The following is an 8,193-nucleotide window of genomic DNA, read 5'->3' on the forward strand; positions in this document are numbered from 1 at the left end:
GCAGCAGTTGCCAGATGAGAATAATCGTTACTGGATAAAAGAACTTAATTTGTTTATCGGTATCTGGCAAGGAAGCAAAGCTGAATTTACTACTAATTGGTTGCGCTGGTGGGATAAGTCGGGAAATCTGTTATTATGGGGGAGTGAACGAGTCACACAAACTGAATATCAACTCGAACAGGAGCGAATGTTACGACAAAAATTAGCTGAAAAATTAAGAGAATTAGGCGTTGAACCAGAAACCTTGTAGCATACTTGTCAAATGCTGATAAAATCATAGAATGTATCTTCTGGATCGGGGTATTTCTAGGATTAACGGAGGAGATGTTAGAGTAGGTAAATTTGCATTGTTGGCATTTTTTGGAACATTTTTATTTTTTTGGATGTTTTTTATGATTAGACAATATAATGGACTTGTTTGTTATCTCTTTTTTGAGTTACCCTTTTCTTATCCCATTGGATAAAGTGAATGTAAAAATCTATTGCTTTTGATTTTTGTGTCGATTTGTCTTTTTCTACGAAATGGATTGGCTAAAGATGCAACCTAACCTAACAAATGACTTAAATCACATTCTTGCCCACACTAAAGACCTCTGGGAAGAATTGCGGGGACAGCGGATATTTATTACCGGAGGTACAGGCTTTTTTGGCTGTTGGTTATGAGAAAGTTTTATCTGGGCTAATGATCAGCTAGACTTAAAAGCATCGACAAGGAAATCTATCCTCGATGGGATACTAGATATTATTCGGGATCACAAACCAATATTTTTCTGAGTTAGAAAATTATGAGACATAAAATTGTTGAACAAGATTTGAGGCAAATTATTGCAGCTGATTTACCTTGGCAAACTTTGGCAGGGAAAACAGTTTTTATTTCGGGAGCCAATGGATTTTTACCAGCTTACATCGTGGAAACCTTGCTCTATTTGAATGAACAAAAAAGACATTCTTCTATCAAAGTTATTGGCTTAGTCAGAAATAAGGAGAAAGCATTAAAACGATTGGAGTTTTACCAGAATAGAACCGATTTAGAGTTAATTGAGCAGGATATTTCTAGTCCGATTTGTTTAGACTTGAAAATAGATTTTATCATTCATGCTGCCAGTCAAGCCAGTCCGATCACCATCAGTCCAATAGACCCACCTTCAAGCTATCGCTAACTAACAGAAACCCGAAATTTGAGTTTTTATTAGAAAAAAAGTTAGCGATCACTCGTCAACCAAGGGTTTCAGAATCTGGATTCGGTCAGGGATTTCCGAAAGTTCCAGAAGAGCGATATGATCAAACATCAAGAGAATGGTTATCTGGCCAAACCCTTCGAGGTGGAAGACTTGACACGGGGAATTAATTGGGTATTAGAAGATACAGAAAGGTATAACTAATTGTGCATTCGAGCAAGGCAAAAAGTGGAGCAAGAATTTACTCTTGAGATTCAAGCATCTAAGTATTTAAAGCTGTATAATGAGATATTGTAATATAAGCAACCTCGAAAAATTGCCTCTCTTTTCAATAACAGAAGCCTAAAAGCGCATAAATTCCTCGATCATTCTCAATAACCTTGATTCCTTGAAGTGTCCTAACAGCGCAACGACCAGATTCCAGAACTCAGAACTTAATTCAAAAAATGGAGGTTATTAAACCGTGAAATCAATAGAAACCTTAGAAATTCCTGTAATTATTGCCCATTTTGGTGGTAAGCCAAATTATTTAAAATTTGCCTTGAAATCAGCGGCAAACTTTAATAATAAAGTTGTGCTTATAGGAGATGACACTAATAAAGATTTTTGGCAAAATCATTGGGATACCACTCTAGTAGAGTTTGATAAATATGAAAATTTTCAGAAATGCTACGTTGAGATGTCCGATTACTCGAAAAAATATGAGATTCCCGTTTGGAAACGTATGTTTGTGTTGGGAAAATGGATGAAAGAGAACGATCATAGATGAATATTTCTAGTAGATAGTGATGCCATGACCTTTGCAAATTATTCAGAGGAAGTTTATCCAATCTTACCTAATGATTGTATAGCTGCTTTAATGACATCTACTCCTAAAAATCAAGATAATTTTAGATGGGCATCTTCTCCTCATTTTTCATATTGAACCCTTGAGGCATTGGAGGATTTTACGGATTTTTGTATTGAAGCATACAGCAATAAAAACATACGAGATAAGCTAGAAGCTAAATGGCAATGGCATATTGATAATCATAAGCTAAGAGGAATTATAGACATGACTCTATTATATCTATGGTCTAAAGACAATCCCAAAGTGGCTAATCTTACTACAGTCATAAATAATAATATGACACTAGATCACAATATTAATTCATCAACTAATTACTTAGAGGATGAATACCAAATGCAATTTGGTTTAAAAAAACTTATATTCAAAAATGGAATTCCTTATGGATATAATAAAAATTTAAATAAAGAGATAAAATTTTTGTGCATTCATTGTCAGGGAAGGGGTAAAAGCGTGATGAGATTTCTGTATTATAAACAATTAAGAGATTTTTATTATATTGGAAACCTTGTTCAAGCAACTAAAGCAAAAATGAAGCTCTTAATCAAAAAGATTATAAGTAATAAATGAAAATAATAAAATTTGGAAGGATGTTGCAAATGGATGGCATTTTCTTTAAACCAGATTAAAAATTTAATCTGGTAAAACATGAGTAAAGTTGTTTGTTGATATCCTTTCTCAAATAGTGCTACCCTATGTACATAATGTGTACACAACGAGAGAGACTATGGATAAGCATGACATTGAGAAAATTGGGGTGCGAGAATTTCGGAGCGAACTCCCTAAATACATATACGGTGAGACTCCCGTTGAGGTACTACGTCACGGTCATACTGTTGGGTTCTATTTCCCCGTTAAACAGAGGAGTAAAAGCGCCGATATCGCTGCCTTACAAGCGGTGGCCGCTCAATTTGAGTACCTGTTAAGTCAAAAAGGAATTTCCGAGGACGATATTGTTCGTGAGTTTCGTCAGATGTGTGAAGCGGACAGAGCGAATCAGAGAAAGGATTTAGGCGGGTGAGACTCAAATTCCTCGTTCTCGACGCTAATATCATCATAAGAAATAGACATCTCCAAAAATCTATGCTCCAGTCCTAGCAATGGTATTCCTACTTGGTAATGCGATTTCTTATCCCTTTAGCTAAACAGCAACATTGCTCCTATGAAATTAGCCCCCATCCCAACAAAACAGTACATCGAGCAACGAGACGAAGAATATTGGCTCGAAGGAACTCGTATCTCCCTTGATTCAGTTGTCTATTCTTTCTTAAACGGAGAATCGCCCGAAAGCATTGCCCAAAATTTCCCAATCCTTTCCCTCGAACAGGTTTATGGTGCGATCGCTTTCTATCTGGCCAATCGAGAGCTTGTCGATGCCTATCTGAAAAAGGGTGAAGCCGAGTTTCAGCGACTACAACAGTCTTGTAGAGAAAAGAGTCCTTTGCTGTACCAAAAATTGAAGGCGGCTCAAGCCAAGAAGTAGAAAGCAGCATGACAAAAATTCGCTTTCAAGCTGATGCCGATCTCAGACAGGCAATTGTGACTGGCGCAATCCGCGGACAACCAAATCTGGATTTTCAGTCAGCTAATGAAGCAGGGCTTGAAGGAATAAAAGATCCAGAAGTTTTAACCATTGCAGCACGGGATGGTAGGGTGCTGGTCACGCACGATCGCAAAACCATGCCGACTGAGTTTGGTCAATTCATCTTGTCGCAAACGAGTTCTGGTGTTCTAATTCTTTCTCAGAATCTTCCAATCGGCGAAGCGATCGATGCAATTATCTTAGTGTGGGAAGCATCTACGGCTGAGGAATGGATCAATCAGATTATGACTTTTCCATTTTAAGTGGCTACGCTATCTGGCCAAACCCTTGTAGGTGGAAGACTTGGCACAGGGAATTAATTGGGTATTAGAAGATACAGAAAGGTATAACCAATTGTGCATTCGGGCAAGGCAAAAAGTGGAGCAAGAATTTACTCTTGAGATTCAAGCATCTAAGTATTTAAAGCTGTATAATGAAACATTGTAATATAAGCAACCTCGAAAAATTGCCTCTCTTTTCAATAACAGAAGCCTAAAAGCGCCTATAGCGTTTCCTGTTCGCAAGAGGTATATTATCGATGTAAAAAGCTTAATTAGCAAAGGTTTAACTGTGCCACACAGGTGTGAGAACCGCTATATATCACTACACTACCCCTGGTGGTCTCCTGACTTTTCAAACATCCTCTAAGAAAAACATGGGACAATTAAAATTATTTCTATTCGGGGAAGTTTCTTAACTAAAAAGACTTTTAGTCTTTAGATAATATTACGTCTAGAGCTGCTGTTCACCGATTACTGACCTAGGAAATTAACTTTGCACGATTACTTAATTTCTACGGGTTCTAAATTATCAGCAGGAGTAAAACCAAAGAGACGGGAATAAAAATAAAATTCTGCATCTAATGCTCGTTTTATCGATTCAGCTTGACGAAATCCATGTTGTTCTCCAGCAAAGGGAACGTAAGCAACGGGTAAACCTTTCGCTTTTAAAGCTTCTACCATCATTTCCGCTTGATTGGGTGGAACCACTCGGTCTTCTAAACCTTGGAAAAAGATCACCGGACAGGATAACTGACTGGTAAAATGAATAGGCGATCGCTGATAGTAAATTTCCTTTTCTTCAGGATAGCGTCCCACCAATTTATCTAAATATCTCGACTCGAATTTATGGGTATCGGTGGCTAAAACCTCTAAATCACTAACTCCGTAATAACTAGCTCCTGCTTTAAAAGTATCATGAAAAGTTAGGGCCGCTAAAGTTGTATAACCACCGGCGCTGCCTCCAGAAATTGCCAATCTTTCCCCATCGACTAATCCCTGATTAACCAAATATTTTGCCCCGTTGATGCAGTCTTCCACATCGACAATTCCCCAATTTCCCAGCAAACGCTGACGATATTGACGACCATAACCCGTACTACCGCCATAATTAACATCTAGATAGCCAAAACCGCGACTGGTCCAGTATTGCACCCGCAGACTTAAACTAGAGGTCGCCGCAGCCGTCGGTCCACCGTGACTTTTGACTAAAAGGGGCGGTAATTCGCCATTGGGGGCGGTATAATCGGGGTTTTTGGGGGGATAATACCAAGCAAATGCCGTTAGTCCCTGACTGGTGGGAAAAGCGAGCATTTCCGGAATCGAGAAATAATCGCTAGAAATAGTTAAACTACTGGAAGATTTGAGAACTTCTCTCGTTCCTGTGGCTAAATCCAGTGAGATAACCGCCGTTACTTCCCTGAAAGAACCGCCAATAAAAACTATTTTACTCTCCCTAACTTGTAGGGAAGAAATGTTAGTATCATCAGTAATAATTTCTTGAAATTCTCGATTAACAGTATCGATACTTCCTAAATACCAACGACCATCTTTTGTATAGCTACAAATAATCTTTGATTCCCCAGCAAAGCCGTAGTTAGATAAACCAAAAACCCAATGAGGGTAGGCAAATTCAGCCTCTATTGGTTCGATAACTGGTTCGATTTGTTCATCATGGTTAAAGCAATAAAAGTTCCAGAAATCATTGCGATCGCTGGTAAAATATAACTGTTCATCGGCGGACCAGCGCGGTTCACATACTGACTCATTTTCACCACCAGCAATGACCCGAATATTACTCAAATAAAGATTATTAATATCGGCCACCCAGAGAAAAGAACTATCCCAGGGCATATTAGGATGATTCCAACTAATCCAAGCTAATCGAGAACCATTGGCACTTAAGCGAGGAGAGGTATAAAAATCATCGCCAGATACTAAAGTTTTTATTTCTCCTGTATCCACATCGATGCTGACAATACTATTAACTGGTTCTCGATCTTTTTGGCTATGATCTTCACAAACACAGATTAAACGATTGCCAAATTTATCGAGAATTAAATCCGCATAACGACAGGAATTTTCTGGGGTCAGAGGTTGGGGTAAACTATCAGCAGTTTGGCGATAAATTCTTTGGTCAGCAAAATTACAAAAATAGATAATTCCCGCAACAATTAGATAGGAACCTCCCCCGTATTCGTGGACACGAGTTCGCACATTAAAAGGTGCTGGAGTGATGTCTGTGGTTGTGCCGTCGGGGTTTAATTTAACTAAAACATTTCGCCCCTTTTCCTGTGGTCTGCCTTCTAACCAATAAATATCTTCTCCATCTACAGTTACACCACCAAGACTAATCGATGCTGCCACAATTAGATCGGAGGTAATCGGTGATTTCCAGGAACCGTAAGCTGATATTTGATGAGACATTTTCGACTAAAGCAGTGATTCTAATGGTGAACTAACTTGATCAGAAACGCTGATCAATTAAGAAAATTCCGAGTAAACAGAACAAAGTAGGGACTAGGTGCATCCCTACCTGACTCTCTGTTTTTCTGCAATCGGAGCGGCGGGATTCGAACCCACGACCCCTACTACCCCAAAGTAGTGCGCTACCAAGCTGCGCTACGCCCCGATATTGAACCTTAACCATCATAGCGATAATCGCAGCATTTTGCAAGCTTTTTTTTTCTTCCTTTCTCCCCCATCCCCGGAATTAGCGGCCAGCTATCTAGCTAATTGGGGAATACGTCCTTTTAATCCCGTCATTAATTGCAGGGCAAACAATTTCAACGGGGGGAAACCGCGCATAATTGCCAATCCGAGACGACGGATGACAACGATAGGCGGCCAGTTATTGGAGAACAGGCGATCTAGAAAATCTGTGAAGCCTAAAATCGCTAAATTCTCGGATCTACGCCATTTTTCGTAGGATTTTAGGGTAGAAAGCGCTCCTATATCTTCTTGCTTTTCCGCTGCTTCCTTTAATACCTGCGCTAAAGCGGCCGCATCCCGAATGCCTAAATTTAAACCTTGACCACCGACGGGATGACAACAGTGGGCGGCATCACCAATTAAAGCCAGTCGGGGTTTAACATAAGTATCACTCTGCATTAACTGTACGGGAAAGAGAGCGCGGGGGCTAACTAATTCGAGTTTTCCCAGTAATCCCCCAGTATATGCTTCTAATTTCTTGATAAATTCCGCTTCGGGCATTTCTTGCAGTTTTTTCGCTTCCCCATGGGGATTTGTCCAAACGATCTGACAGCGATTACCCTGGAGCGGTAAAATGCCCATCGGACCGGTGGGCCAAAATCTTTCAAAGGCGGTATCGTTGCGATCGAGTTGATGTTTAATGGTGAAAGCGACACAGGATTGCCAATATTTCCAACCTTTGGTTTTAATTTGCGCCCCTTGCCGGATAGCGGATTTGGCTCCATCAGCCCCGATAACTAATTTTGCGGTGATTTTTCGGGTTTGACCAGCTTCTTCCAAGGTGACAGTGGCTGTTTCTGCTCCGTACTCCACTTCTAACACTTTGGCAGGGGATAACCAATCAATGCGATCGCAATCTTGGCTGGCATTGTGCAGGGCGGTTAAAATCACTTGATGTTCGCCCACATAGCCCAAATAATCGGTTTTTAGCTCATCAACCACAAAGGGGACAAAAATCGGAAAATCGGCATCAGAAAGGCGAATATGACGAAATTTACCGATACTGGGCGATATTTTATCCCAGATACCCAAGCCTGTAAAAATCCTGCTGGACATCAACGAGAGGGCATAAGCTTGACGACGGGAGGCGGCCACCTCTAGGGGACGTTCCTCGATCATAGCGATATTTAATCCTGTATTTTTTAAAGCCACCGCTAGGGTGGTTCCGACTATACCGCCCCCGACAATGATTAAATCGTAGTTGTCCCGTCCTAACATATAAATACTTTTCTCAAAGATAATCAGTGACTACACTGATCTATTCTGACACGATTTTCGGGGTTGCTGTCGGGTTTGATTGTATTCACCCCACCTAGCCATTGATAGACTTGAAAGGGTTTTGTCCGTGGTTGAGAGTTTCGGGTTATCGCTCTTCCTGGACTTCTGGAAGGGCGATAATACTAAATCTGGTTATTAAAGACTGATTATTGGTGGTGATTCGGTAGTAGTGATGGTGGCTTAATCCTTTGCTTTGCTGTGCATTGTAGTCATGGATAAAATACCAAAGGGTTCCCCAAGGTGATTCTCCATTTTTTTAGAGAAAGATAGACTCTCTCTCACCAGCCGAGAAATCCTTTGTCGAAAGGTATTATTTAA

9 protein-coding genes, 1 tRNA gene and 2 pseudogenes are annotated in these 8,193 nt (G+C 40.1%); 8 read left to right on the top strand and 4 right to left on the bottom strand.

Annotation, left to right across the window (positions count from 1 at the left end):
- The 8 genes and pseudogenes from PN470_RS02305 to PN470_RS02340 form a co-directional block, all read left to right on the top strand.
- A pseudogene (locus tag PN470_RS02305) lies at positions 1–250 on the top strand (hypothetical protein); the annotation flags it as partial.
- Positions 251–537: 287 nt separating this feature from the next.
- Positions 538–663: a hypothetical protein gene (locus tag PN470_RS02310; protein ID WP_258012257.1), complete on the top strand. Its 126-nt coding sequence runs from the start codon at positions 538–540 to the stop codon at positions 661–663.
- Between the two features lie 122 nt (positions 664–785).
- Positions 786–1,160: an SDR family oxidoreductase gene (locus PN470_RS02315; protein ID WP_271935262.1), complete on the top strand. Its 375-nt coding sequence runs from the start codon at positions 786–788 to the stop codon at positions 1,158–1,160.
- Between the two features lie 481 nt (positions 1,161–1,641).
- Positions 1,642–1,947, top strand: a complete 306-nt coding sequence (locus PN470_RS02320) for a hypothetical protein (RefSeq protein WP_002774627.1) — start codon at positions 1,642–1,644, stop codon at positions 1,945–1,947.
- 168 nt (positions 1,948–2,115) lie between these two features.
- Entirely contained in the window at positions 2,116–2,595 is a 480-nt protein-coding gene (locus PN470_RS02325; RefSeq protein WP_271935263.1) for a hypothetical protein, read from the top strand.
- Positions 2,596–2,752: 157 nt separating this feature from the next.
- On the top strand, positions 2,753–3,046 hold the full coding sequence (locus tag PN470_RS02330) for a hypothetical protein (RefSeq protein ID WP_103113357.1): 294 nt from the start codon (positions 2,753–2,755) through the stop codon (positions 3,044–3,046).
- Between the two features lie 141 nt (positions 3,047–3,187).
- On the top strand, positions 3,188–3,508 hold the full coding sequence (locus tag PN470_RS02335; protein ID WP_002738186.1) for a DUF433 domain-containing protein: 321 nt from the start codon (positions 3,188–3,190) through the stop codon (positions 3,506–3,508).
- An 8-nt stretch (positions 3,509–3,516) separates the two neighbouring features.
- Positions 3,517–3,870: a DUF5615 family PIN-like protein gene (locus tag PN470_RS02340; RefSeq protein WP_002774633.1), complete on the top strand. Its 354-nt coding sequence runs from the start codon at positions 3,517–3,519 to the stop codon at positions 3,868–3,870.
- A 519-nt stretch (positions 3,871–4,389) separates the two neighbouring features.
- On the opposite strand, the gene PN470_RS02345 is transcribed toward PN470_RS02340, so the two are convergent.
- The 4 genes and pseudogenes from PN470_RS02345 to PN470_RS02360 form a co-directional block, all read right to left on the bottom strand.
- Positions 4,390–6,312, bottom strand: coding sequence for a S9 family peptidase (locus tag PN470_RS02345; protein WP_103113356.1), 1,923 nt, complete (start codon positions 6,310–6,312; stop codon positions 4,390–4,392).
- A 131-nt stretch (positions 6,313–6,443) separates the two neighbouring features.
- Positions 6,444–6,517 (bottom strand) — tRNA-Pro (locus PN470_RS02350).
- A 92-nt stretch (positions 6,518–6,609) separates the two neighbouring features.
- Positions 6,610–7,815, bottom strand: coding sequence for an FAD-dependent hydroxylase (locus tag PN470_RS02355; RefSeq protein ID WP_272103538.1), 1,206 nt, complete (start codon positions 7,813–7,815; stop codon positions 6,610–6,612).
- Positions 7,816–8,074: 259 nt separating this feature from the next.
- Positions 8,075–8,193: pseudogene (locus PN470_RS02360) on the bottom strand (IS1 family transposase); the annotation flags it as partial.

Origin of the sequence: Microcystis sp. CS-574 (assembly GCF_028329095.1) — a bacterium.
GTDB classification, from domain to species: domain Bacteria; phylum Cyanobacteriota; class Cyanobacteriia; order Cyanobacteriales; family Microcystaceae; genus Microcystis; species Microcystis ichthyoblabe_A.